Genomic DNA, 24,563 nt, shown 5'->3' on the forward strand with positions numbered 1-24,563 from the left:
CGGGCGGCTCAGTAGCGGTCGCCCTCCGGGGCCGGCAAGGCGTCCAGGTCGGCGAAGTCCCCCGGCCCGAGCTTGACGTCCGCCGCTCCGGCGTTGTCGGCCAGGTGCTCGGCGGTCCTGGTCCCGGGAATGGGCACCACGTACCGGCCCTGCTCCAGCAGCCAGGCCAGCGCCACCTGCGCCAGGGTGGTTCCCGCCCGCCCGGCGATCTCCCGCACCCGGCCGACGATGGCCAGGTTGGCGCGCAACGCCTCGCGCTGGAAGCGCGGCAGCCGACGCCGCAGGTCGTCCTCGGGCAGGTCGTCGAAGGACGAGAAGCGCCCGGTGAGGAAGCCCCGTCCGAGCGGTGCGAAGGGCAGGAAGGCGATGCCCTGCTCCTCGCAGTACGGCAGCATCGCGGTCAGCGGGTCCCGCGTCCACAGCGACAGCTCGGACTGCACGGAGGCCACCGGGTGCACGCTCCGCGCCCGCTCGACCTGCTCCACGGTCACCTCGGAGAGGCCGATGCAGCGCGCCTTCCCCGCCGCGACGACCTCGGCCATCGCTCCCCAGGTCTCCTCCAGCGGAACCCGCGGGTCCACCCGGTGCAGTTGGTACAGGTCCACATGATCGGTGCCGAGCCGGCGCAGGCTGGCGTCGATCGAGGCCCGGATGTGCTCGGGACGGCCGTCCGGGACCGCACCGGGCGAAGTGCCGGAGCCGCCGTCGGGGGCGGTGAGGGCCAGACCGGCCTTGGTGGCCAGCACCGCGTCTTTGCGGCGGCCGCCCGCCAGCGCCCTGCCGACCATCTCCTCGTTGGTGTACGGGCCGTACACGTCCGCGGTGTCGATCAGCGTCACGCCCAGTTCGAGGGCCCGGTGGATCACCGCGATCGATGTGGCGTCGTCCCGTGAGGCCTTCCTGTCGTAGCCGAAGCTCATTCCCGAGCTCATGCCCATGCACCCCAGGCCGACGACGCCGACCTCGGGACCCGCTCTGCCCAGCGTGGTGTATCGCACTCGTCCCTGTCCTCTCCGGCCGCTCGGGCCATGTGCGGGCGGGGCCGGCCGGAAACGGGCGGGGCGACGCGCTCGTCGCGCCCCCGGTACCCCGGGCCGCCCGAGCCCTCCTCTCCGACGAACCTCGGCCCGGTCACGGGCGGCACTGCGTCGGGACCACCTTCCCGGCAGTGTGCGGACGGTGCCGCCGGGCTCTCGGCGTTCCTTCCGATGATGTCCCCAGCCGGTGACCGCGGCCTCTGTGATTGGGCCGTCCGGGTGAGGTGTCCGTGGGGCCCGGAGGAGGGCCGGGTTACTCGCCCGCGGCTGCGATGCCGTGTCACCGGCGGTGCGGTGACGTCATCGGCGGTGCGGGGGCCCGTGGCGCCGGGGCCGCGCGCCTGGCCGGCCGGGGCCCGCCGCAGGGGGCGCGCCCCGGTGGACGATGGCGCGTCCCGCAGGGCTGGGAGGTGCGGGGCGTGCACCCTGGACCGGGAGCGAGACGGCGGTGAAAGCCGGCCCGGGAGACGGGGCCTGCCTCGGAAGAACGATCGGATGGCAGAACGGGACCGTGAAAAGGCGAAGCAGAGCGGGGCGCATCGGGGGAGAGGCCGGGGACGCGGCGTCACAGGCGGTCAAGACACTGTTCGTCCTTCTCACCGCCGAGAACTTTCTGATCAACTACACCTCGACCGCGATGAACGTGGCGCTGTCGGAGCTGGTCAGGGACCTGGACACCTCACTGACCGGCGTGCAGGCGGTGATCTCCCTGTACGCGCTGGTCGTCGCCGCGTGCCTGATCACCGGAAGCAAGCTCGGGGCACGCCACGGGTACCGGCGGGCCTTCGTCGTCGGCGGCGAGATCTTCGCCCTCGGCGCGATGGTCACCGCCCTCGGCCCGACCCTGCCGTTCATGCTGGTCGGCTGGTCCGTGCTCCAGGGAGTCGGGGTGGCACTGATGCTCCCCGCCCTGGTGTCGATGCTGACCGAGGCCTTCACCGGAGCCACCCGTACGAAGGTCCTGTCCACGCTGGGCATGACCGCGGGGATCGCGTCGGGGGCAGGCCCGGTGGTGGGCGGGCTGATCACCAACTACCTGAACTGGCGGGTGTCGTTCCTCCTGTCGTCCGTCATCACGCTGGCCGTGGTGGTGCTCATGCGGCGGACGCCCGATCCCGGGCTGCCGCGAGCGCGCCCCGAACAGCGCTTCGACGCCCTCGGGGCGGTGCTGTCCGCCGTCGGGTTCGGGCTGCTCGTCGTCGCGACCCTGCTGGCAGGGCGGTACGGCCTGCTCAAGGACCGTCAGGACTTCGAGGTCTTCGGCACCACCCTGCTCCGCCGCGGCCAGGTGTCCCCCGTGCCCCTGCTGGCCGGCGTGGGACTGGTGGTCCTGGCCGTGTTCGCCGGACGGGAGCGTCACCTGACCAAGCGCGGCAGGGACCCGCTGGTGCGGCTGTCGGTGCTGCGCGACCGCACCGTCCGGGTGGGCACCCTGACCCTGGTGATGCAGATCCTGGTGCCCACCGGCGTGCTCTTCCTGGTCCCGGTCTTCCTGCAGACGACCGTGGGCTTCGACGCGCTGCGCAGCGGAGTCACGCTGATCGTGGTGCCGGTGGCGTTGGCGGTGGCGGCATCCGCGGCCGCCGGGCTCATCGGCAGCGGACGGATGACCCACCGTACGGCCCAGCTGGGGGCGTTCTTCTTCATGGCCGCCGGCTGCGTCGCCATCGCCGTGATGTTCGACCCGCACCAGCAGGACGTGTCGGCCATGGGCCTGGCGCTCGCACCGGGTCTCCTCCTCGTCGGACTCGGCCGCGGCATGGCCACGACGGCGACCGACCTGGTCCAGTCGGCTGTTCCTCCGGACGAGGTGAGCGACGTGACGGGACTCTCCCGCACCGCCACCTACCTCGGCAGCTCGTTCGGGGTCGCCCTCGCCGGGGCGTTCATGACCACCGCGCTGCTCCTCGCGTTCGAGGCGGGGGCGGACGACAGCGACGTCCTGACCTCCGGTCAGAAGCGGTTCGTCACGCACACGGTCGAGCACCAGGTCCAGATCACCGCCGTGACCGACGACGCCGTACGCGCGAGGCTCACGGCCCGGGGCATCACGGGGGCCGCGGCCGACGAACTCGTACGGATCAACGCCCGGGCCCGGGGAGAGGCGTTGACCGTCGCGGCCCTCGGGATGGGAGCCCTGGCCGTGATCGGCTTCCTGGTGGCACTACGACTTCCCCGCGCCTCCATCCGCAGGGAGCGGTGACCGAGAGGGCGGTCCGGTCAGCCCTGGCCGGCCGTGCCGCTCCCGCTCTTCAGCGAGGACAGGACCTGGGACGTCAGCTTCTTCGCGCTCGCGGCCCCGTTGTCGGCACCGTCGGTGGACAGCACGCTGACGACCGCCGTGCCCGCGCGGGCGGCGATCAGCGTGGTGCCGCTCTCCCACGCGCTGTTGGTGAGGGTGATGGTGTACGCCCCGTCCCCGAGCCCGGGCGTGGCGGCGCCGGTGACCGTCACCGTGCTGTGGGTGTCGGAGTCCGGGTAGGTCGGGCAGGCGGCGACGACGGCCGCCAGGCCCTTCAGCACGTCCGAGGCGGTGCTGTCGCGGTAGACGTCGATCTCCTGGTCGAGCTCGGCGGACGTGTTCTGGTTGATGTAGGAGTTCTGGGCGAACGAGACGCCTTCCACACCGGTGAGGCTGATCCAGCTCGTGGCCCCCAGGTCGGCGCAGTGCGGCTGGGCGGAGTCGTGGGTGGCCGGTGCCTGGTAGGTGTCCCCGGTGTCGCGGGCGAGGCTCGGGTCGGCGGCGAAGCCGGAGGGGAAGTACGAGGCGGGAGCCAGCGCCTCCTTCAGCTGCGCCCCCGTCAGGAGACCGGCGTTGGGGTCCTTGGCCTGTGACGGTGAAGCGGCCGCGGGGGACGCGCCGGTGGAGTCCGCGGACTCGGCGGAGCACGCGACCAGGGCCAGGGGAAGCGCCGCGACGGCGAGCATCTTGGCGGTGGGGGACGGGAGACGCATGGAAGTCCTCGAAACTGAAGTGCACGTGCGCCGGGTCCGGGTGGGGGCCGGGGGTGAGCGCGCCGCGGAAGCGCGTGTGGACCCCGGGGCCGGGCCTGCGGGGCCGGAAGATCACCGAGCCCGGAGCGACCTTAGATGGATGTAGGCCACAGATTGATCACCGGTTGCTCAAAGCGAAGTCAAAGCCTCCGCTTTCTCCCGAGGTTTTGCCAGGTCTTGGGGAGGCCTTGAGGGCTCGGGCCACCTCGCGAGCGGTGTGGCGCCGTGGTGTCGGCCCGGCGGCTCCGCCACCCGGTCGGCGCGCGGTCGTCGCCGGCCGGTGTCACGCTGGAACGACACGCAATCCGCGGAAGGGAACCGTCGTGATCACTACCGACCCCACTCCCGGCTCCCCCTGCTGGCTCGACCTCGGTGCCCCCGACGTCCGGGCCGCCGCGGCCTTCTACGGCGCGGTGCTCGGCTGGGACTTCGAGTCCATGGGCGAGGGCGGGGGCGCGGGCGGGGACGGAGAAGGCGGGATGTTCCGGAAGGACGGCAGGACCGTCGCCGGGCTCGGAAAGCTGACCGAGGAGGGCGCCCGCTCGGCCTGGATGCTCTACTACACGGTCACCGACGCGGACGCCACCACCCGGGCGGTGGAAGGCGCCGGCGGCACGGTCCGGGTGCCCCCGAGGGACCTCGGCGAGTGGGGCCGGGCGGCGCAGTACACCGACCCCGCGGGCGGCCGGTTCGCGGCCTGGCAGCCGGGGAGGCAAGCGGGCTTCGAACTGGCCGACGAGCCGGGCTCACTGTCCTGGACCGAGCTGTACACGAGCGATGCGGCCGCCGCGAGGCAGTTCTACGGCGCGGTCTTCGGCTGGGAGTTCAGCGACATGGAGATGCCGGGCGACGGGGGCACGTACACCCTCATCACCCCGGCCGGGCTGCCCGAGGACCGTATGCAGGGCGGGCTGATGCAGGTCCGTGAGGAGGACCTCTCCCTGGCGAAGGGGCGGGCGTACTGGCATCCGGTGTTCGCCGTCGCCGACTGTGACACCGCCGTCGCCGCGGTCACCGGGAACGGCGGCAGCGTGCAGACGGGGCCGGTGGACGCGGAGGGCGTCGGACGGCTCGCCGTCTGCCTCGACCCGTCCGGCGCCGACTTCGTGGTGCTCACCCCGCCCTCCCCGGGCTGAGCCGCTCGTCCTGCGCGAGCACGGCCGCCTGTCCTCCCCGGGCTGAGCCGCTCGTCCTGCGCTCAGGCCGGCAACGGCACGCACAGCAGCGCCGCCAGACCCGGTGCGCTGCCCAGGCGGGTGGTGAACGCGATTCCCGCGGCGTACTCGCCGCCCGCGCACTGCCCCTTGAGGCGTCCGACGGCGAAGTCGCCCCCGGCACCGTCGGCCGGGCGGTTGTCGTTCCGGTCGAACCAGACGGTACGGCCCGTGCGGCCCAGGGCGACGCGGGCGGGCGCGCACAGTGCCGCCGACACCCGGTCACCCCGGCGGCTGTGGCCGATGAGGAACTCACCCGCGGGGCACTGGAGTTTGGTGTAGCCGCTCGCCCAGTCACCCCCCGCGGGCACATGACGTTCGTCGGTGACGACCGTCCGGGCGTCGCCGTCCGCCCGCAGGCCGCCCGTCGTCACGTCGGTGCACAGGGCCCGCACGCCGGTGTGGCTGAGGCCGATCAGACGCAGGCCGTCGGGACAGACGGCCTTGCGGGCCCCCGGGTCCCAGTCGCCGGCCGCCCGCTCCCGCAACGACTGCACGGCGTCGCCGTGGTCGGTGGTGAGCATGCGCCAGGCAGGCACCGGTGCGACAGTTCCCGTGCGGCTCGCGGCGGTCATGAGGTGGTTCCAGGCGGCGGCGCGCCAGTCGCCCGGGTCGAGGATGCCGTACCGCCGCCCCGCCGGGTCGTAGCGCAGCAGGGCCCAGTCGTCGTGGCCCTCCCAGCCGACCAGGGGCCAGTAGGCGAAGTCGGCGTCCCGGTCGGCGAAGTGGTCGGTGATGTTGCCGAACCAGGTGCGGGCGGCGGCGCCCGTCTCACCGGAGCCGACGCCGAACTCGCTGATCCACACCGGTGCCGTGTGGTGCTGTCCCTCCGCGGTCACGAAGAAGGCCTGGTCGGCGAGGACCTGGTACAGCTGCTCGCGGGTCAGGTCCTGGTAACGGGCGTCGTGGGTCTCGCCGATGCCGGTTGCGCCGCTGTGCCGGGGACCGGTGTAGCCGTAGAAGTGGGCCGAGTAGACCAGTTTGTGGGCGTCCACGAGGGTGTGCGAGAGCGCCCGGACGGGGGTGAGCGTGGGCCGGCCGTGGGGCAGCCCGTCCACGGGCAGGCCGGTCCAGTTGATGCCCTCGATCACGATGAGGAGGCCGGGGTTGGCCTCGGTGAGGATGCGGTCCGCGGCGAGCTGCGCCGCGGCGTGCCAGTCGTGGGCGTCGCCCAGGCCCCAGTTGGGGTCGTCGAGGAGGTCCCGGCGTACCTCGTTGTAGAGATCCGCGCCCACGACCCGGGGGTCGGCGGCGTAGCGGCGGGCCATGAAGACCCAGTCGTCGGCCCACTGCCGGGTGGACCGGCTGCTGTTCCAGCGTTCGTTGCCGTCGATGCCGCAGCACCAACGGGACGTGTTGGTGTGGTTGTTGAGGACGACCGCGAACCCGTCCCGGGTGAGGGCGGCCACGACGGCGTCGAAGACCTGGAGCGGTGTCCTGCCGCGCAGCTGCGGGTTCGCCGTGACGGCGGAGTCCGGGACGGGCGCGGTGGCGCGGATCATCGCGTTGGAGAACGGCAGCCGGACGCTGTTGATGCCGAGCGCGTGGAAGTCGGCGAGCAGGGCGGACAGCGGGGCGCGGTCCAGGCCGAGGGGGATGTCGTGGGAGTTCTGCCCGGCGTGGTGGTCGGTGCCGCTGCCCGTCCACGAGCCCTGCGCGCCGTCCCAGTTGGCCGACTTCAGGCGGAAGCGCCGGCCCTCGGCGTCGACGACGTACCGGCCGCGGGTGGACAGCGGCGGCTGCCAGGCGTCGACGGCCGAGGGGACCGAGGGGACCGATCGGGGCGGGACCCCGGGTGCGACGGAGGCGGCGGTCGCGGTGGAGGGGGTGGGGGCGGTGACTAGCAGCGTGACCACCACCGACATCACTGTCAGGGACTTGACAAATTTGAGGGTCGGCATCGGATCCTCTGTGGCGGGGGAGGGGAGTCGGCTACCGGCGGCTGTCACCTTATGGCGGAACACCGGTCGGGTCGACCCTGATGTCAGCCACCCCGCAGCCGTAGCCGTAGCCGTAGCCGTAGCCGCAGCCGCAGTTCTGGCAGGGCCGGGCAGGGCAGGGCAGGGTGAGCGGCCGACGCCTGCCGGCGGTGGAGTTTGCCTCTACTTTCCCAGGAAATAAGCCAGTTGGGCATCGGAACAGGAGCCGCTGGAACACCTCGGCAGGCCGAGTCGACGCCCTGCGGACGACCGGACCCCGGAAGGGCCGCGCTCCGGATCGCCCGGGAGGGGAGGAGCGTCGTGCCGCAGTCCGACGACGAGTGCCCGGCCGTCCTCGAGGGACGGTTCCCGCCCACCGGTCCTCGACCCGCGCGGCCTCGCCGGCGCCGCCGTACCGGGGCCCGGTGGACGCTGACCTCCGGGGTCGCCGCCCTGGTCACCGGCGTCGCCCTGGCTCAGAGTCTGCTCATCGCCACGGGTTTGGTCCTGGCCGGTATCGGCGTGCAACTGTTCGACGCACCGGACGCACCGGACGCACCGGACGCACCGGCCGGGCGCCCCGATCGGCCTGCCGGCTGAGGGTGCTTCCCCGCACGGGGTCCGTGCGCCGTCGCGCGAGACGCCCGCGGCACCTATCGCCGCCCGCTCCCGTACGGCGCCCGCCCGACGCGGCCACCGCACGGGAGCGGGAGGAGCGGCCGGGCGGCTCGTGGCCGTCGGTGCGAGGGCGGGTCACTCCGCAGACGGCCCACCGGGACCGTTGAAGGTGATGCCGGAGAAGTCGCGTCCCTGGAGGACCTGACTCCTCTGCGTGCCTCCGCTGATCGTGTTGGTGGTCTCTCCCTGCCCGGTGCTCAGTGTCCGAGCCCGCTGCCACCACTGCGCCAGGTCCGCCCGGAACACCGCGTCCTGTTCCGCCCGGTGCAGCAGGACCGCGCTCAGCGCCCGTGCTCGTTCCTCGTCGTGCGGAGCCTGGCTCAGGGCGACCAGTTCGGCCTCACCGGCTGCCACCGCGGGTGAACCCCGGTCCTCCGGCCTGCCGCGCACCAGACGGTTCAGCACCGCCCACAGCTGCCGGCCCGCCTCACCGCCCGCGCCGGTCGCCATCGCCACGAGAAGTCCCGCCGAGATCGGATCCACGTCTGAGTCCCCCTGCCGCGTGTTCGGAGCCTCATCGTCCCAGGGGTCGCACCGGCGGGGGGAGAAGTCAACCGGCCGTCCTCCGCGGAGGACGGCCGGTCGGGGAACCGTTTCGGCAGGACCCGCACTCAGGCCAGGACGCCGGATGTGGTGTCCGTCAGGCGCCGGTGATGGGGCGCGATATCTCGTTTGCCATCACGAAGTATGCGATACAGGTCAGCGCGATGGCGGCGTAAATCTTCACGTGCGGGTGGCTCCTTTATGACAATCTCTTCAAGGCGCGTATGTGCGCGCGGTGATGTGCCGGTGAATTCCTGACCGGCCTCCGCAGCATGATCGTAGCGGCTCCCGGAGGGCGTGCGCGCCCCGTACGAGAAGAATTCGGGGAGCGGGGATCTGTGCGCGTGTCAGCTGTTTCAGTGCTCGGCGAGTCCGCCGGGCCGCTCACGTATCCGCTCCAGTGCGCGGGCCGCGCGAACCTCCTCGGAGGAGGCGCCGACGCGCCTGCTCAGGGACCGGCTCTCCTCCAGGTGGGCCACGGCCTGAGCCAGTCGGCCCGCGTCGTGCTCGGCCTGGGCGAGGTCGTGGAGGATGTCGATCTCCTCGCCCGCGGCGTGGATGCGCCGGGCCAGGACGAGTGCGGCCAAGTGGCGGCTCAGGGAGCGCTCGCCGTGGCCGGCCGCGCGGTGGGCCCTGCCGATCCCGTTGAGCGTGATGGCCTCCGCGCGCAGGTCCCCGACATCGCGCAGCACCGGCAGGATCCGCTCGTAGAGCTCACGGGCCTCGTCCGGTTTTCCCAGCGCCTCCAGCACGCTCGCCAGGTTCATGTGAAGAGTGGCACTGTCCCGCCGACTTCCCATTCCGGCCGCCACACTTATTGCTTGGCGGTAGAACCTTTCCGCCGTTCCTGGTTCTCCTGCTTTCCGGTGCAGCTCCGCCAGGTTGTTGAGGGTGCTGTAAATTCCCCGGTCGTCGCCCATTTCTCTGAATGCGGAGAGGGTGGACCGGAAACAGGCGAGCGCCTCGTCGCTCTCGGCCAGATGGAGGTGGGTTATTCCCAACAGGTTCTCGCTGCGGGCCGTCTGGAGCTTGTCCTGGGTTTGCTTGAGCAACTCAAGGGATTTCTTCTGGAGCGATTGGGCGATTTTGTAACGGCCCGTCTGCCACAGGGGCACCGTCAGTTGGTGGATGCACCCGTTCTCCAGCGCGGTGTCGTCGAGGGCGCGAGCGGTGGTCAGGGCCGCGCGGGCGGCCGAGATCGCCTCCTCGTAGCGCGAGCTGTGGGTGTACACCGTGCTCAGGTCCAGCAGGGCGCGGGCCTTCGACGCCTCGTCACCCGTGCCGTCCCAGTGGGTGACGGCCCGGCGCAGCAGCGGCTCGGCGATGGACGGGTGTCCTTCCATGTCCAGGAAACCGGCCAGTACGTGCACGCTGTTCGCCAGTTGGTGTTCCGGCCCGTGTTCCGCGATCCAGGTCAGCGCTTCCAGGAGATTGCCGCCTTCGGTGATCAGCCATTCCTCGGCCGCGTGCGCGTCGGTGATCTCCCGCCGGGGCTTGATGCGAGAACCGTCCAGGTCGACGGTCATGCGAGAGCGGAACGGATAGGCCAGTCGGTCGGCTCGGTCGGCGGTGGCGACATAGTGATCCACGAGTCTTCGCATGCACGGTCGAGAATCGTCGGAAGATTCGAACTCGTCGGCGTCGGTCAATGATCGCGCGTACACCCGAAGAAGATCATGCATCGTGAATCGATGCGGCGCCGGCTCGGAAATCAAGTGGTTGACGAGGAGTTCCTCCAGTACGCGTTCGGTCGTGCCGAGGGAGAGGCCGGACAGTGCGGCGACCGCGGGTGGTCCGAATTCCGTCCCGAAGTGCAGCCCGGCCCGCCGGAAGACCAACTGCTGTTCAGGGCTCAGCGCACGGTACGACAGTGCGAAGACGTGGGTCATCGTCCGTTCGCCGTCGCGCAGTTCGGCGAGGCTTCCGGCGCCTTCGGTCAGTTGGGCCAGCAGGTCGCGGGTGGTCCACGAGGGGTGCGTGAGCAGTCGGCTCGCGGCGATCTCGATGGCCAGCGGCAGAAAACCGCAGATGTGGACGATCTCGGCGATCTCGGACTGCCTGGCGCCGCGTCGCGCCCCGAGACGCTGCTCGAAGAGGGCGATCGCGTCGTCCCGGGGCAGGACGTCCAGGGAGACCGGTCGCACCCCCGGCAGTCCGGGGAGCCGCCTCCGGCTGGTCACGACGACGGCGGTGGGGGAGGCGCCGGGGAGCAGTGGGCGGACCTGGCCGGGGCCCGTCGCGTCGTCGAGGATCACCAGCATGCGCCGCTCGCGGGCCGCCGCACGCCACAGCGCCGCCAGCTCGTCGGTCTCGTGCGGCAGGTCCTTGGCGTCCGTGCCGAGCAGGCGCAGAAGCTCGGTGAGCGCCCGGGCCGGAGTCGGTGCCGTCCGGTCCGAGGCGTGTCCGCCCAGGTGCAGGAAGAGGCGGCCGCCCGGAAAGCGGTCCCGCAGCCGATGGGCCAGGTGGACGGCCAGGGAGGTCTTGCCCACACCGCCCATGCCGTCGATGGCCTCCACGGCGACCACCGTGCCTCCCGCCTCGTCCCCCTCGCAGAGGGCCGCGGTGAGCCGCCGCAGTTCGTCACGACGGCCGACCCACGGGACGTCGCGCGGCAGGTTGTCCGGCACCCGGCGAGGAGGGCCGGCGTGTGACCGCGACACCGTTGCCGTGTGCCCGAGCAGCGCCGCGGCGGGCGCCCCCGACAGGATCCCCTGCTGGACGCGGTGCAGTCGCTGTCCGGCGTCGAGGCCGATGTCGCGGATGACGCGCTGCCGGGTCCGCTGCAGCAGCCTGGTCGCCTCGGCGGTACGACTGCTCCCGTGGAGCGCCAGGGCCAGTTGCTCGATCAGAGCCTCGTCGACGGGATGCGCCTCCGCCAGGGGGAGCAGGACGGGGACGGCGTCGGCGAACCGTTCCATGCCGATGAGGATCTCGGCCCGGGTCATCGCGGCGCCGAGACGTGTCTCGGCCACGGTGGTCCGCACGTGCTCCGCCCAGGAGCCGGTGATCCCGGTCAGCGGCTCGCCGTGCCAGATGTCCTCCGCCTCGCTCAGCAGCAGCAGGGCCGATTCCGCGTCGTCCTGCCGCAGCGAACGGGCCTGGCCGACACGGTTCGCGTAGCAGCGCAGGTCCACGTGGTCGGGGTCGGCGTGCAACGCGTACGAGTTCGTCCGGCTGACGATCGCGGGCGCGTCGGCTCCGTCGATGACGCGCAGGGCGCTGCGGATGCGCGACACATGGGTGTGCAGCGCCTCCCTCGCCTTGACCGGCGGGTGGTCGTCCCAGACGCGGTGGATCAGGGTGTCCATGCTCACGGTCCGGCCGGCCTCCCAGGCGAGGACGGCCAGCGTCAGACGGGATTTGGTGGAGCCCGGATCGCTGCGCTGGCCGGCGGCCCGTACGTCGACCGAACCCGAAAGGCGGATTTCCCATTCCACCAGCGTCCTCCCGCCGGTAGCGCTTTCTGTCGGCTGGACCGTAGAGCGTGTCATGTTCCTGTTGAGGATGACCAGACGGATATTGGCTGAGTCCGGAAGTGACCGGCGAACAAGTGCTCTTGTTCACGCGTCACCGAAAGCGGGGAGTGATTTCCAGCGGGCCGGACAACGCGTACGCGCGCCGGACGGGTGGACGACACGATCGCCGGACGCGTCGAGAGGAGCCATGCGGGTGCACGTTCCCCCAACGAGCAGGCTGGAGGCGCTGTCGACGGCCATCGACGCCTGCCACGCGGACAGACGGTCCCCCGCCTGGCGGGCGCTGGCCCAGGTCGTCCGGACCGCGGCATTCGCGGACCCCGCCGTGTCCGGCCTCTGGCCCCCGGACGAGGGCATCCGGCCCGAGCGGACCCGCAGGGCACTGCGCCGCCTCGCCCGGGAACTGGACGCCCTTGCCTCGCGTGATGCCGGCACACGGCTCGCCGTGACCTCGTGGCTCCGGCACCACGGAGCGGCGCCACCGGAGCCTCCGCCCGCTTCGACGGCCAACGTCGTCGGCGGGACTTCCGTGATCCACGGCCCCAGCGTGCAGGCCCGTGACATCCACGGACTTCACTTCCACCTGCCGCCCGGAGCGGACCGTCCCCGTCACCCCGTTCCCCGCCAACTGCCACCGGTCACGGCACAGTTCGTGGACCGCGAGCACGACAGGCACGTTCTGGACACACTGCGCGCGCAGCGACCGGCGCACGCACCCCAGCTCCTGGTCGTCAGCGGACTGCCCGGCGTCGGGAAGACCGCTCTCGCCGCACACTGGCTGCACGGGCACGCGCACGACTTTCCCGACGGCACGCTCTACGCGGACCTCGGCGGTCACGCCGCCGACGACGATTCCGGGCCGGTCTCCCCGGGCACGGTCCTCGAGCGCTTCCTCATCGCGCTCGGCGCACCTTCCGTACCGGCCGACACGGCAGGGCGCAGCGCCCTGTGGCGCTCCTTGACCTCGGGACTGCGGATCGCGGTCCTGCTGGACAACGCGTTCACGGCGGCCCAGGTACGGCCGCTCCTGCCCGGCACACCCACCGGACTCACCGTCGTGACCAGCAGGAGCAACCTCACCGGTCTGCGGGTCGACGGGGCGTCCGTGCACCGGATGGAGGGGCTTCCGGCGGAATCGGCCGTCGAGCTCCTGGCCGTGGGCGGCGGGGCGCGGGTGACGCGGGAATCCGCCGCCGCCCACGAGGTGGTGAGGCTGTGCGGGCGTCTGCCGCTGACGGTCTGCCTGGCCTCCGCCCAACTCGCCGTACGCCCGCACCGTTCCGTGTCCGCCCTCGCCGAAGCGCTGTCCGGGACGCGGGGCGCCGTCGACACCCTGCGGATCGAAGGAGAAGCGGTGATGGGAACGGCTCTGGACCTGTCGTACGGCCTGTTGCCCGAGGAGAGCGCGGTGCTCTACCGGAGGATGGGGCTGCTGCCCACGGACCACTACGACCTCCACCTGCTGGCAGCCGTGGCCGACGGCGGCCACCGGACGTCGGGCGGGGCGTCCGGCACCGCCGCGATCGACACCGCCGCGATCGACACCGCCGTGCACGCGCTCCTCGAGGCGAACCTCCTGGAGGAGACCGGCGCCGGGAGCTACCGCTTCCACGACCTCGTGCAGTCGCACGCACGCCGGCGCGGTGAGGCCGAGGAGGGTGAGGACCTGCGCGGACGCGTCCTGCACGCCTTCGTCGACTGGTGTCTGGCCACCGCCGCGGTGGCGGAGGCCATCCTCACGCCCAGCCACCGGATGCCGGAGCACGGCGCCGCCGCAAGGACCGTCGCTCCCACCCCACTCGCCGGTCCCGAGGAGGCGCTGGCCTGGCTGGACACGCACCGCAACGGACTGATGAGCGCTCTTCGGCACTGCGCCGAGGCCGGCCTGGACACGAGTTGCTGGCGTCTGGCCGACCTGATCTGGCCACTCTTCCTGAGGTTCCGTCCCACCGACATGTGGATCGAGGCGCATCGGCTGGGCCTCGACGCGGCACGCCGGAGCGGATCGAGGGCGGGCGAGGGCCGGATGCTCACCTCCGGCGCGATCGGGTTGCGCGACGCGGGCCGGTACGCGGAGGCGGCCGACTGGTACCGGCAGGCACGGGAACTGGCCCTGGCGGACGGGGACGTACGGCAGGAGGCCCAGGCCCTCAACGGGCTGGGGCACATCGCCCTTCTGACCCGTCGTCTGGACGACGCCCGCCGTCACTTCGACAAGGCCCTGCGGCTCAGAGAGTCGATCGGCTACCGGCGCGGAGTGGCACTGACCCGGCGACGCCTGGCCGAAACCGCCCTGGCGGCAAGCGACCTGGGCACGGCGGTACGGCATCTGAGGCAGGCACGAGCCGAGTTGGAGTCGCTGGAGGAGAGGTACGAGGCGGCCCGGGTCCGAGCCCTCCTCGGCCACGTCCTGGAGCGCAGCGGCGAGCACGAGGAGGCGGCGCACCACTTGCGGGAGGCACTCGTGAGCTTCCGGGCAGGCGCGGCCCGCTCCGAACACTGGGAGGGGCGCACCCTGGTCTGGCTCGCCGAGGCGGCAGAGACACGGGGCGACACGGTGGACGCCGTCGCCCACTACGAGGCGGCCCGGGACCTGCTACGACGGGTGAGCCCCGACCACGCCGAGCGTGTGGACCGTCGGCTGCGGCAGCTGTGAGACCTGCCGCGGCCGACGGTCCCGGACGCCGTCCGGACGGGACGACGGCTACCCGTCGGCCGGAGCGATGGAGCGCAGGGCGGCCGGTGCCCGCCCCGCCGCCACCCAGGCATGCACGAGCGCGGCGGCCATCAGCGGTGCGGCCCGGTCCGTGAAGTCACCCGTGTCGGGGCGCGCGTAGCGCACGCCGTGGGGCCCGCCCCGTACGCCCACCCAGCACCCGGTGCCCGGCTCGGGCACCGCCGCCGCGAGACAACCGGGGTGACGTGCCAGCAGGTGTGCCACCCGCGAGCGCGCCCCGGCGGGGGACGACGGTGTACGGCTCACCAGCACATCGGCACATTCCACCAGGCCCCACCGGTGCGTCGCGCCGGGCTCCGCCCACAGGTGCACGTCGCAGGGGAGTGGGCCCGGCGGGTGCGTACAGGGCGGCAGCGACCCGCACGAGAGGTCTCCGTTCGGGCCGGACGGCGCGTCGAGACGTACGTGAGCCCGGCCTCGCGCCGACTCCGTGTGCCAGACGACGGAGGCGAGCACGGCGACCGACCGGGTGCGGAGACCGGCCCGGCGGGGGCGTGCGGCCTGCGGCCCGGCACTCTCCTCCGGTCCCGTGAAGCACACCGACATCCAGGCGCCGTCGGGGAACGGCTCCGGCAGCCCCCGCCTCACCGCGGCGAACCGGGGCCGGCGGAGATCTCCCACCGCGTGAGCGGAAGAGGTGCCGGTGGCGGAGCCACCACGGGCGGCAGGGCCGGCTCGCCCAGCCCGAGGAGCCCGTACAGGACCGATCGCATCCGCCGGTGGAACTGCCCCGGTACCGACGACAGCGAGGCGGCCACCTGGTCGTACTGATCCGGGCGGCGCGTGCACGCCGCGTACTCCAACTGCTCGGCCAGCGGGTGCACGGGGGAGATCACCGGGGCGATCCCGGTCAGCAGTGCCGCCGGGGAGCCGGGGGCCACCTGCCGTCCGGCTGCCGCGGTGAGCAGCAGGGCGGCATCGGTCAGCGTGCCGTACGCGGTCAGCGATCCGTGGTCGCCGATGATCCAGTCGGCTGCGATCAGCAGGGTCTGCCAGTCGGCCTCCGGCGGCACGACGGCGATTCCGCTGTCGCGGCAGCCGGCCAGCCAGCTGCGCACCTGCCACGTGCCGTGACCGGCGTACACGTTCGGATGGACCAGCAGCGCGATCCGGTGGCGTCCGCCCGGCAACTGCCCCAGCAGCTGCGGCAGCAGGGAGTCGAGCCGCCCGAAGGTGGACGACGGTCCCCAGGTGGAGGTGACGACGACGAGTCGCTGCCCCTCGTCGATGCCCAACGCCCGGCGGTGGTCCGCACGCCGGGGCATGCCCGCCGTGATCCTGTCGACGCACGGATCTCCCAGGACGTGCGCCACGGGCAGCGCCTCCGGGCAGGTGCGGGCCAGTTCCGCCAGGTCGCGATCGTGGGCGTAGACGATCGCAGCCGGTACCACACGGCCCTGGTGCAGCAGGTGCCGACGGCTCAGCATCCCGGGCGGACGCTCCGCTCCCGGGGGCAGCGAGCCGATGTCGGTGAGGGGTTTGATGTGCCCGGCCCCGTGCGAGACACGGACGACCGGACTGCGCAGTCGGTGCACACCGCGGGAGCCGGCGGCCAGGGCGAGATCGAACTCGGCCTCCAGCGCATCCTCCCAGGACACGGTGGTGATGCCCATCTCCCGCAGATACCGCCCGACTCCCGCACCGAAGGCGTGCGGCGGGGTGGTGAAGACCAGCTGGATCCGCAGGTCGGCCTCCAGCAGGCCGAAGACCTCACGCAACCGCTGGGCGAAGGTCACCGTGTGGGCGACCACCAGCACCCTCTTGCAGTCCCGCAGGGTCAGCCAGTGCCCCTGTTCGATCAGGGCTGGTTTCGTGATTCCGACAGACACGCGCTCCCCCATCGCTCAGGGCTGCGCCACCGCAGCCGAAGGGGACCTGCCCGTCGTGCACGGCACTTTCCTTGCAGTCTCCTTGCAGCTCCCTTGTCCGGAACGGCGGCCGGCGTACCCGGTACGCACGCACCGTCCTACGGCCTCCGCCTCCGCGACCCGCCGACGGCGGACCACGTCCGCCGGCCGGCTCTCCCGTCAGTCCACCGGCCAGGTGTGCGCCGGGGCGTTGAGATGCATGTAGTCGATGTACTGCCGCGTCATGCGCCGCAACGCCTCGTCGCGGCCGACACCGGGGGAGGCGGCCAGGTGATGGAACATCTCCTTCTGCCAGACCGCGCCGTTACGGGCCGTGACGCACCGCTGCTCGATGATGCCGAGCAGGGGCTCCCGCCAGGCCGTGTCCATCCCGGTCAGCTCCAGGCCCCGGTGCGCCAGCGGCAGCAGCCGACGCAGGACCAGCTCGGGCACCGGCACCTCGCCCGTCCCCGGCCAGTACAGGGCCGCCTCGATGCCGTGCCGGGCCGCCGTGTGCAGGTTCTCCTCGGCGGCCGCGAAGGACATCCGGGACCACACCGGCCGTTCCTCCTCCACCAGGGCGCGGGTCAGGCCGTAGTAGAAGGCGCCGTTGGCCAGGGTGTCGGCGACGGTCGGGCCCGCGGGCAGCACCCGGTTCTCCACCCTGACGTGCGGGGTGCCGTCGGCGACCGCGTAGACCGGGCGGTTCCAGCGGTAGATGGTGCCGTTGTGCAGGGTCAGCTCGGCCAGCTCGGGGACGTCACCGCGCTCCAGCGTCTCCGTCGGGTCCTGCTCGTCGCACAGCGGCAGGAGCGCGGGGAAGTAGCGCAGGTTCTCCTCGAACAGGTCGAAGACGCTGGTGATCCACCGCTCCCCGAACCACACCCGGGGCCGTACCCCCTGCACCTTGATCTCCTGCGGACGGGTGTCGGTGGCCTGCTCGAACAGGGGGATCCGGGTCTCGTGCCACAGTTCCCTGCCGAACAGGAACGGCGCGTTGGCGGCCAGTCCGATCTGCACGCCGGCGATGGCCTGCGCCGCGTTCCAGTACGCGGGGAACTCCTCCGGGGACACCTGGAGATGGAACTGGGTGCTGGTGCACGCGGCCTCCGGGGTGATCGTGTCCGCGTACGTGCGCAGCCGGTCGACGCCGTCCACCTCGATGCGCAGGTCCTCGCCCCGCGCCGCGAACACCTGGTCGTTGAGCAGCCGGTAGCGGGGGTTCTCCGACAGCGCGGACTCGCCGATGTGCTCCTGGCGCAGCGTCGGCAGGATACCGATCATGATCAGCTGTGCGCCGACCGACCTGGCCCGCTCGTCGGCGTGGTTCAGCGCGGCACGGATCTCGGACTCCCACGCGTCGGGGCCGCCCTCCGTCAGACGGCGCGGCGGCACGTTGATCTCGAGGTTGAACCGGCCCAGCTCGGTGTCCCAGGCCGGGTCCGCGATCGCCTCCAGCACATCGCTGTTGCGCATCGCCGGCTCGGCCGCGTCGTCGACCAGGTTCAGCTCGATCTCCAGCCCGACCCGGGGCCGCTCGGACGCGAACCGGGCCTCGCGCAGCATCCGGGCGAACGCGTCGAGGCACTCCTGCATCTTGATCCGGTACCGGCGCCGGTCCTCGCGCGTGAAGACCATCGCCGGGACGTCCCGTCCCATGGGGCCTCCCGGAGTCCGGGTCTGTCTCGGACAGCTCTCCCGTCCAGCGTCGCACCACCGGGCGCCCCCGACCACGTGAGCCGACTGCCGGCTCCGGTGTCAGCCCCAGCCGAAGCGCCGGTCCACGACCGCCGTGAACTCCTCCAGGCTGAGCACCGCGTCCCCGTTCTGGTCGGCCGCGTCGAACAGGGCGGAAGAGGCGTCGGCGTCCCCCAGCGCCCAGGACGGCAGGTCCCCGGAGGCGGCCAGGGTGGGCCCTTTCGTGTACAGCGCGGTGATCACCTCCTCGCGGGTCAGCGTCCCGTCGGCGTCGAGGTCGAGTGCCTCGAACAGCTTGCGCGCCTTGTCGCTCATGATGCTTCCCCGTTCACGATGTCTGCTGGCCCTTGGCCCCTGGGCCCCGGTTTCTGGTCCCCGGTCCGCGGTCCCCGGTCCCCGGCGATCGCTCGTCGGCGCACGGGAAGGCCCCGGCCCGCTCCCGGACGGCAGCGCTCGCGCTCCCGTCCGGGTTCTCCGCCGCCGGTACCGTAGCGGGTCACGGCTTGCGGGCGAGGCCTCCGTGTTCGGCGACGACCTCCGGGGCCGGCCCGGAGGGGTCCGGACGCCAGAAGGGCACGGAGACGACGCCGGGCTCGATCAGCTCCAGCCCGTCGAAGAACGAGGTGATCTCCTCGACGGTCCGCAGGTTGTACGGGACGGCGCCGCTGGCGTTGTAGGCGTCCTGGGCCGCCTCGAAGACGGGGTCGACGCCTCGGGAGCCGTCGTTGATCGAGAGGTGACTGCCCGACGGCAGGGCCCCCATGAGCCGGGTCACCAGCTCGCGCCCCTGGTCGTAGTCGGCCACGTGACCGAGGATGTTGCTCAGGATGAGAGCGGTGGGCCGGCTGAGGTCCAGCGTCTCGGCCGCCGCCGCCAGGATGCGGTCCGGGTCGAGGACGTCGGCGTCGATGTAGGCGGTCGCGCCCTCGGGGGTGGAGTAGAGCAGGGCGCGGGCGTGCGCCAGGACCATCGGGTCGTTGTCGACGTAGACGATCCGGGCCTCGGGGGCGATCCGCTGGGCGACCTCGTGGGTGTTCTCGGCGGTCGGCAGGCCGGTGCCGATGTCCAGGAACTGCCGGATCCCCGCCTCGGACACCAGGTAGGTGATATTGCGGCGCAGGAAGGCCCGGCTGCTGCGGGCGATGGTGACGATGCCGGGGAAGACGGCGGTGTAGGCGTCGCCGGCCTCCTCGTCCACGGGGTAGTTGTCCTTCCCGCCGAGCCAGTAGTTCCAGATCCGGGCCGAGTGCGGCACCGAGGTGTCGATCTTCTGGTGCACCGACGATCCGGGCGGCGTCGCTGAGTCGCTCATGGGTGGTGTCCGTCTTTCAGCCGAGGCGTGCAGGTTCCACCGCACAACGTACGTCCCAACGGCCACGGTGTGCACACCAGTTCACCTCTTCGAACGACCCGGCTCCGCGGCGCCCGCCCTGCGTGCGGCGCGCCCGTCCCGCTCCGCCCCGCCCCAGCAGGTCGGCCGTCCCGGACCCTTGACTCGTAACCCGCCAGTAGCGATCCTCGTCGCATCTCTTGCGCGGTCATGACAATTTCGTGGGGGTCGTGGGCGTCCCCGGACCCCCGGCGTCCCCCGGCTCGTCACCGCGCGCTCCCGCCGACCGAGGGACGTGGGCAGTGACCAGTACCGGCCGCCCGTACCGCAGACACCGGCAGATCACCGTCGTGTCGTTGCTCCTGCTCGTGCTCTCCATGACCTTCGGCCCGACGCCGAGTTCGGCGGCCGGGGCCGACTGGTGGGACCCGACCGCCCGGCCCGCCCCCGACTCCGGGATCGACGTCACCGGGGAACCGTTCACCGGCACGAACGCCCGGGGGGAGGTGCGCGGCTTCGTCGACGCGCACGACCACCTGTTCGCCAACGAGGCCTTCGGCGGACGCCTCATCTGCGGCAGGGTCTTCTCCGATGCGGGCGTCGCCGACGCGCTCAAGGACTGTCCCGAGCACTACCCCGACGGCTCCCTCGCGATCTTCGACTACATCACCAGGGGCGGCGACGGCAAGCACGATCCGGTCGGCTGGCCCACCTTCAAGGACTGGCCGGCGCACGACTCGCTGACCCACCAGCAGAACTACTACGCCTGGGTGGAGCGCGCCTGGCGCGGCGGCCAGCGGGTGCTCGTCAACGACCTCGTCACCAACGGCGTGATCTGCTCGGTGTACTTCTTCAAGGACCGCAGCTGCGACGAGATGACGTCCATCCGCCTCCAGGCGAAGCTGACGTACGACCTGCAGGCCCACGTCGACAAGATGTACGGCGGCCCCGGCAAGGGCTGGTTCCGGATCGTCACCGACAGCGCCCAGGCCCGCCAGGTGATCGAGCAGGGCAAACTCGCGGTGGTCCTCGGCGTCGAGACCTCGGAGCCGTTCGGCTGCAAGCAGGTCCTCGACGTCGCGCAGTGCGACGAGGAGGACATCGACAAGGGCCTGGACGAGCTGTACGCGCTCGGCGTGCGCAGCATGTTCCTCTGCCACAAGTTCGACAACGCGCTGTGCGGCGTCCGCTTCGACGAGGGCGGTCTCGGAACCGCCATCAACGTCGGGCAGTTCCTGTCCACGGGCACCTTCTGGAAGACGGAGAAGTGCACCGGCCCGCAGCACGACAACCCCATCGGCACCGCGGCCTCCGGGGCCGAGAAGGACCTGCCGGCAGGCGTCGAGGTCCCCGCCTACGACGAGAACGCCCAGTGCAACGTCCGCGGGCTCAGCGACCTCGGCGAGTACGCCGTGCGCGGCATGATGAAACGCAGGATGATGCTCGAGATCGACCACATGAGCGTCAAGGCCACCGGCCGCGTCCTCGACATCTTCGAGTCCGCCTCCTACCCCGGCGTGCTCTCCTCGCACAGCTGGATGGACCTCGGCTGGACCGAGCGGGTCTACGCCCTCGGCGGCTTCGTCGCCCAGTACATGCACGGCTCCGAAGGATTCAGCGCGGAGGCGAGGCGCACGGACGCCCTGCGCGACAAGTACGGCGTCGGCTACGGCTACGGCACCGACATGAACGGCGTCGGCGGCTGGCCGGCCCCCCGCGGCGCGGACACCTCCAACCCGGTGACGTACCCCTTCCGCAGCGTCGACGGCGGGTCCGTCATCGACAGGCAGACCACCGGCGACCGCACCTGGGACCTCAACACCGACGGAGCCGCCCACTACGGCATGGTCCCCGACTGGATCGAGGACATCCGGCTGGTCGGCGGCCAGGACGTGGTCGACGACCTGTTCCGCGGCGCCGAGTCCTACCTCGACACCTGGGGCGGCACCGAGACGCACCGGGCGGGCGTCAACCTCGCCGAGGGCGCCGCCGCTAAGGCCAGTTCGCAGGAGTGGAACCTCCTCACCAGTTACGCGGCGGGCCGCGCGGTGGACGGCGACTCCGGCACCCGCTGGGCCAGTGACTGGAGCGACGACCAGTGGCTGCAGATCGACCTCGGCGCCACGCACCTGGTCGGACGCGTCACCCTCGACTGGGAACGCGCGTACGGGAAGTCGTACCGGATCCAGCTCTCCACCGACGGCCGGAACTGGCGGACGGCCTGGTCCACGGTCTCCGGTGACGGCGGCCTGGACACCGCCCGCTTCACCGGCACCCCCGCCCGCCACGTCCGGGTGGAGGGCCTGGCGCGCGGCACGCAGTGGGGGTACTCGCTGCACGAGGTCGGCGTGCACAGCGGCTGACCTCCCACCCGGTCCGCCCGCCTGCCCGCGGGCGGGCGGACCGCCACGAGCCGTCCGCCCCCGTACCGTCGGCGCCGGACGGCGCAGCCGTGCCGCGACGGTCGCCGCCCGGCGGGCCCGCACCTCGCACGGGGCGGACGCGAGCGCGCCACCGCAGGACGGGCGGGCCCGCGTCCGTCACCGGGCGGTCGCCGTCACCGGTCGGTCGCCGCCATGACAGGGGAGAGAGCCGCGCACACCGATGGCCGTCCGAGCTGCGTACGGGGAGGGGACCTGCCGAACCGCAGCCCGCGCCCCGCGCGTGAGGACATGGCCGAGCGTTCGGGAACGAGGTGGCTCCGGCCACACGCCGGCCATGGCCGTCGTGCTCAGTGGCGCAGCAGGTAGCGGGAGAGCAGGGAACGGGCCCGGTCCGGGCTGACGCCCAGCGCCGTGCCGACGGACGCCCAGGACAGCTCGTCGTCGCGCACCGCCTGGGCCGCCTCCTGCCCGATGTCGGGCAGCAGCCGTTCCAGCGTGGTCACGGCCTTGAGCGCGGCCACCGGTGCCCGCTCGGTCAGAGCGGTCAGCTGCTCCTCCAGCTGGTGGATCAGGTGCGTGAGCTGGTCGGGAAGCGGCACGGTCCGGCGCTCGACGGCGCGGATGTGCACCCTCCAGTCGCTGCGCGCGGCGGAGACGTCCAGGTCGTGGAGCCGGCCGTCGGCCGTCCACACCCCGTCGATCGGATGGGTCTCGCCGCGCCAGCCGCACGCGCAGGCCGCGCGGAAGCCGGCCGCTCTCGGGCGGCGGAGCCTTCCGTCGTACGCCCACCACTCGCTGGTCTCCAGCACGCCGTCGGCGCTGCTGCCGAAGTCCAGGTACACCGGCTTGGGCTCGCTGCCGTCGGCCAGGACCGCACCCGCGATGCCCTCGTGGGACTCCCCGAACTCCTCCGTCGTCCAACCCACCGCGTCTTCCCCCTCGTCCGTCGCCTGCCCCGAGCGGGACGCCACCGCACGGCGAGGGCCGTCCCGGAGACGAACATGCCCCGGGCAGGCCACCGGTGAACCGTCCGCCCCAGGCGTTCACCGGCCGCCCGGCAACGCCCGGGACGGACTTCGCGAGCAGCCCCCGGGACGCACCCCGCGCGGCAGGACTCCGGCGGCGCGGCCGCCGGCTCCGCGATCGCCGGCGCCGCCGTCGAGACGATCCGGCCTCCCAGCCGTATCTGGGGGCACGAGGGGCCGTGCGCCCCCGGCATCGCCGTCGAGCCAGTCGATCCAAGGGAATTCGCCTCATGAACGCAACCGCCGCCATCGGTGTCACCGGTCTCGGTGTGATGGGCCGCAACCTCGCGCGGAACTTCGCCCGCAACGGGTACACCGTCGCCGTCCACAACCGCACCGCCGGCCGCACCCGTGCGCTCGTCGAGGAGTTCGGCCACGAGGGCGCGTTCGTCGCGGCGGAGACGGCGCGGGAGTTCGTCGCCGCACTCGAACGCCCCCGCCGACTGATGATCATGGTGCAGGCGGGCGCCGTCACGGACGCCGTCATCGACGAGTTCGCCCCGCTCCTGGAGCCCGGCGACATGATCATCGACGGGGGCAACGCCCACTTCGCCGACACCCGCCGCCGCGAGGAGGCCCTGCGCGCGCGTGGCCTGCACTTCGTCGGCACCGGCGTCTCCGGCGGCGAGGAAGGCGCCCTCAACGGGCCGTCGATCATGGTCGGCGGCTCGACCGAGTCGTACGACGTGCTCGGGCCGATGTTCGAGGCGATCAGCGCGCGGGTCGGCGGCGAGCCCTGCGCCGCGCACGTCGGCACCGACGGCGCCGGGCACTTCGTCAAGATGGTCCACAACGGCATCGAGTACGCCGACATGCAGCTCATCGCGGAGGCCTACGACCTGCTGCGCCAGGTCGCCGGATACACCCCGGCCGAGATCTCGGACATCTTCCGCGCCTGGAACCAGGGGCGGCTCGGCTCCTACCTCATCGAGATCACCGCGGAGGTCCTCGCCCACACCGACGAGGCCACCGGAGCGCCGTTCGTGGACATCGTGACCGACGCGGCCGGGCAGAAGGGCACCGGCCGCTGGACCGTGCAGACCGCCCTCGACCTCGGCTCGCCGGTCACCGCCATCGCCCAGGCCACCTTCGCCCGTGCCGCCTCCGGCCAGGCCGACCTGCGCGCCGCGTACTCCGGACTGCCCGGCGGCACCACCCCCGTGATCAGCCGCACGGAGGCCGCGCGCTTCACCTCGCAGGTGGAGCACGCCCTGTACGCCTCCAAGGTCATCGCCTACGACCAGGGCTGGAAGATGATCCAGGACGCGGCGGGCGAGTACGGCTGGAAGATCGACCTGGGCGCGGTCGCCCGGATCTGGCGCGGCGGCTGCATCATCCGCGCCTCGTTCCTGGACCGCATCCGCACCGCGTACGCCGCCGACCCCGAACTGGTCAGCCTGCTCGGGGAGATGGAGTTCGCGATGGAGATCACCGACGCCCAGGTGCCCTGGCGCGAGACGGTGGCCTCCGCGGCCCGCCGGGGCATTCCGGTCCCCGCGTTCTCCGCGGCCCTCGCGCACTACGACACCCTGCGCGCCGGCAGGCTCCCCGCGGCCCTGCTCCAGGGCCAGCGCGACTACTTCGGCGCGCACACCTACGGCCGTACCGACCGCCCCGGCGCCTTCCACACGCAGTGGGCCGAGCCCGGCCGCCCGGAGACGGTCTCGGGCTGAGACGCACC

The 24,563-nt window shown here is 72.3% G+C and carries 17 protein-coding genes; 6 read left to right on the plus strand and 11 right to left on the minus strand.

The annotated features are described in order from the left end of the window. Positions 1-8: 8 nt before the first annotated feature. Positions 9-998 (minus strand): aldo/keto reductase, encoded by a 990-nt coding sequence (locus ACIP5W_RS29720; RefSeq protein ID WP_401480076.1) that lies wholly within the window; start codon positions 996-998, stop codon positions 9-11. Between the two features lie 550 nt (positions 999-1,548). On the opposite strand from ACIP5W_RS29720, the gene ACIP5W_RS29725 reads away from it, so the two are divergent. Next, positions 1,549-3,240: an MFS transporter gene (locus ACIP5W_RS29725; RefSeq protein WP_401480079.1), complete on the plus strand. Its 1,692-nt coding sequence runs from the start codon at positions 1,549-1,551 to the stop codon at positions 3,238-3,240. 17 nt (positions 3,241-3,257) lie between these two features. Here the strand turns inward: ACIP5W_RS29725 and ACIP5W_RS29730 are convergent, their stop codons facing one another. After that, entirely contained in the window at positions 3,258-3,992 is a 735-nt protein-coding gene (locus tag ACIP5W_RS29730) for a hypothetical protein (protein ID WP_401480082.1), read from the minus strand. A gap of 362 nt (positions 3,993-4,354) precedes the next feature. On the opposite strand from ACIP5W_RS29730, the gene ACIP5W_RS29735 reads away from it, so the two are divergent. Beyond that, positions 4,355-5,167 carry a VOC family protein gene (locus ACIP5W_RS29735; protein WP_401480085.1) on the plus strand — a complete coding sequence of 271 codons (813 nt, stop codon included), beginning with the start codon at positions 4,355-4,357 and terminating at the stop codon, positions 5,165-5,167. Between the two features lie 62 nt (positions 5,168-5,229). Here the strand turns inward: ACIP5W_RS29735 and ACIP5W_RS29740 are convergent, their stop codons facing one another. Continuing rightward, entirely contained in the window at positions 5,230-7,146 is a 1,917-nt protein-coding gene (locus ACIP5W_RS29740) for a glycoside hydrolase family 5 protein (RefSeq protein WP_401480088.1), read from the minus strand. A gap of 339 nt (positions 7,147-7,485) precedes the next feature. Here ACIP5W_RS29740 and ACIP5W_RS29745 point away from each other — a divergent pair, with 339 nt between their 5' ends. After that, positions 7,486-7,764, plus strand: a complete 279-nt coding sequence (locus ACIP5W_RS29745) for a hypothetical protein (RefSeq protein ID WP_401480091.1) — start codon at positions 7,486-7,488, stop codon at positions 7,762-7,764. A gap of 153 nt (positions 7,765-7,917) precedes the next feature. On the opposite strand, the gene ACIP5W_RS29750 is transcribed toward ACIP5W_RS29745, so the two are convergent. Further along, on the minus strand, positions 7,918-8,325 hold the full coding sequence (locus tag ACIP5W_RS29750) for a hypothetical protein (protein WP_401480093.1): 408 nt from the start codon (positions 8,323-8,325) through the stop codon (positions 7,918-7,920). A 416-nt stretch (positions 8,326-8,741) separates the two neighbouring features. Next, entirely contained in the window at positions 8,742-11,822 is a 3,081-nt protein-coding gene (locus ACIP5W_RS29755; RefSeq protein ID WP_401480096.1) for an AfsR/SARP family transcriptional regulator, read from the minus strand. Between the two features lie 232 nt (positions 11,823-12,054). Here ACIP5W_RS29755 and ACIP5W_RS29760 point away from each other — a divergent pair, with 232 nt between their 5' ends. Beyond that, a complete protein-coding gene (locus tag ACIP5W_RS29760) occupies positions 12,055-14,517 on the plus strand; it encodes a tetratricopeptide repeat protein (RefSeq protein ID WP_401480099.1) in 2,463 nt (820 codons plus the stop codon). 48 nt (positions 14,518-14,565) lie between these two features. Here the strand turns inward: ACIP5W_RS29760 and ACIP5W_RS29765 are convergent, their stop codons facing one another. From ACIP5W_RS29765 to ACIP5W_RS29785, 5 genes are all read right to left on the minus strand, one after another. Continuing rightward, positions 14,566-14,844 (minus strand): hypothetical protein, encoded by a 279-nt coding sequence (locus ACIP5W_RS29765; RefSeq protein WP_401480102.1) that lies wholly within the window; start codon positions 14,842-14,844, stop codon positions 14,566-14,568. A 338-nt stretch (positions 14,845-15,182) separates the two neighbouring features. Beyond that, positions 15,183-16,427: a hypothetical protein gene (locus tag ACIP5W_RS29770; RefSeq protein ID WP_401480105.1), complete on the minus strand. Its 1,245-nt coding sequence runs from the start codon at positions 16,425-16,427 to the stop codon at positions 15,183-15,185. A 198-nt stretch (positions 16,428-16,625) separates the two neighbouring features. Then, the gene (locus ACIP5W_RS29775; protein ID WP_401480108.1) at positions 16,626-18,104 is read right to left on the minus strand and encodes a glutamate--cysteine ligase; all 1,479 of its coding nucleotides are present in this window, start codon (positions 18,102-18,104) and stop codon (positions 16,626-16,628) included. Between the two features lie 99 nt (positions 18,105-18,203). Continuing rightward, entirely contained in the window at positions 18,204-18,458 is a 255-nt protein-coding gene (locus ACIP5W_RS29780; protein ID WP_401480111.1) for an EF-hand domain-containing protein, read from the minus strand. A gap of 181 nt (positions 18,459-18,639) precedes the next feature. Beyond that, positions 18,640-19,455: an SAM-dependent methyltransferase gene (locus ACIP5W_RS29785; protein ID WP_401480114.1), complete on the minus strand. Its 816-nt coding sequence runs from the start codon at positions 19,453-19,455 to the stop codon at positions 18,640-18,642. 320 nt (positions 19,456-19,775) lie between these two features. On the opposite strand from ACIP5W_RS29785, the gene ACIP5W_RS29790 reads away from it, so the two are divergent. Then, a complete protein-coding gene (locus ACIP5W_RS29790) occupies positions 19,776-21,836 on the plus strand; it encodes a discoidin domain-containing protein (protein ID WP_401480117.1) in 2,061 nt (686 codons plus the stop codon). Positions 21,837-22,204: 368 nt separating this feature from the next. Here ACIP5W_RS29790 and ACIP5W_RS29795 read toward each other — a convergent pair whose 3' ends face one another. Then, positions 22,205-22,783 (minus strand): hypothetical protein, encoded by a 579-nt coding sequence (locus ACIP5W_RS29795; protein WP_401480120.1) that lies wholly within the window; start codon positions 22,781-22,783, stop codon positions 22,205-22,207. Between the two features lie 329 nt (positions 22,784-23,112). Between ACIP5W_RS29795 and gndA the strand changes: the two genes are divergently transcribed. Beyond that, positions 23,113-24,555, plus strand: coding sequence for an NADP-dependent phosphogluconate dehydrogenase (gene gndA / locus ACIP5W_RS29800; protein ID WP_401480123.1), 1,443 nt, complete (start codon positions 23,113-23,115; stop codon positions 24,553-24,555). Positions 24,556-24,563 lie beyond the last annotated feature (8 nt).

It is taken from the genome of Streptomyces sp. NPDC088766 (assembly GCF_044750845.1).
Lineage (GTDB): Bacteria > Actinomycetota > Actinomycetes > Streptomycetales > Streptomycetaceae > Streptomyces.

Coding starts and splice junctions, on each gene's coding strand:
- ACIP5W_RS29730 (WP_401480082.1), bottom strand. CDS start 3,992: ATGCGTCTCCCGTCCCCCACCGCCAAGATGCTCGCCGTCGCGGCGCTT.
- gndA (WP_401480123.1), top strand. CDS start 23,113: ATGAACGCAACCGCCGCCATCGGTGTCACCGGTCTCGGTGTGATGGGC.
- ACIP5W_RS29780 (WP_401480111.1), bottom strand. CDS start 18,458: ATGAGCGACAAGGCGCGCAAGCTGTTCGAGGCACTCGACCTCGACGCC.
- ACIP5W_RS29775 (WP_401480108.1), bottom strand. CDS start 18,104: ATGGGACGGGACGTCCCGGCGATGGTCTTCACGCGCGAGGACCGGCGC.
- ACIP5W_RS29740 (WP_401480088.1), bottom strand. CDS start 7,146: ATGCCGACCCTCAAATTTGTCAAGTCCCTGACAGTGATGTCGGTGGTG.
- ACIP5W_RS29785 (WP_401480114.1), bottom strand. CDS start 19,455: ATGAGCGACTCAGCGACGCCGCCCGGATCGTCGGTGCACCAGAAGATC.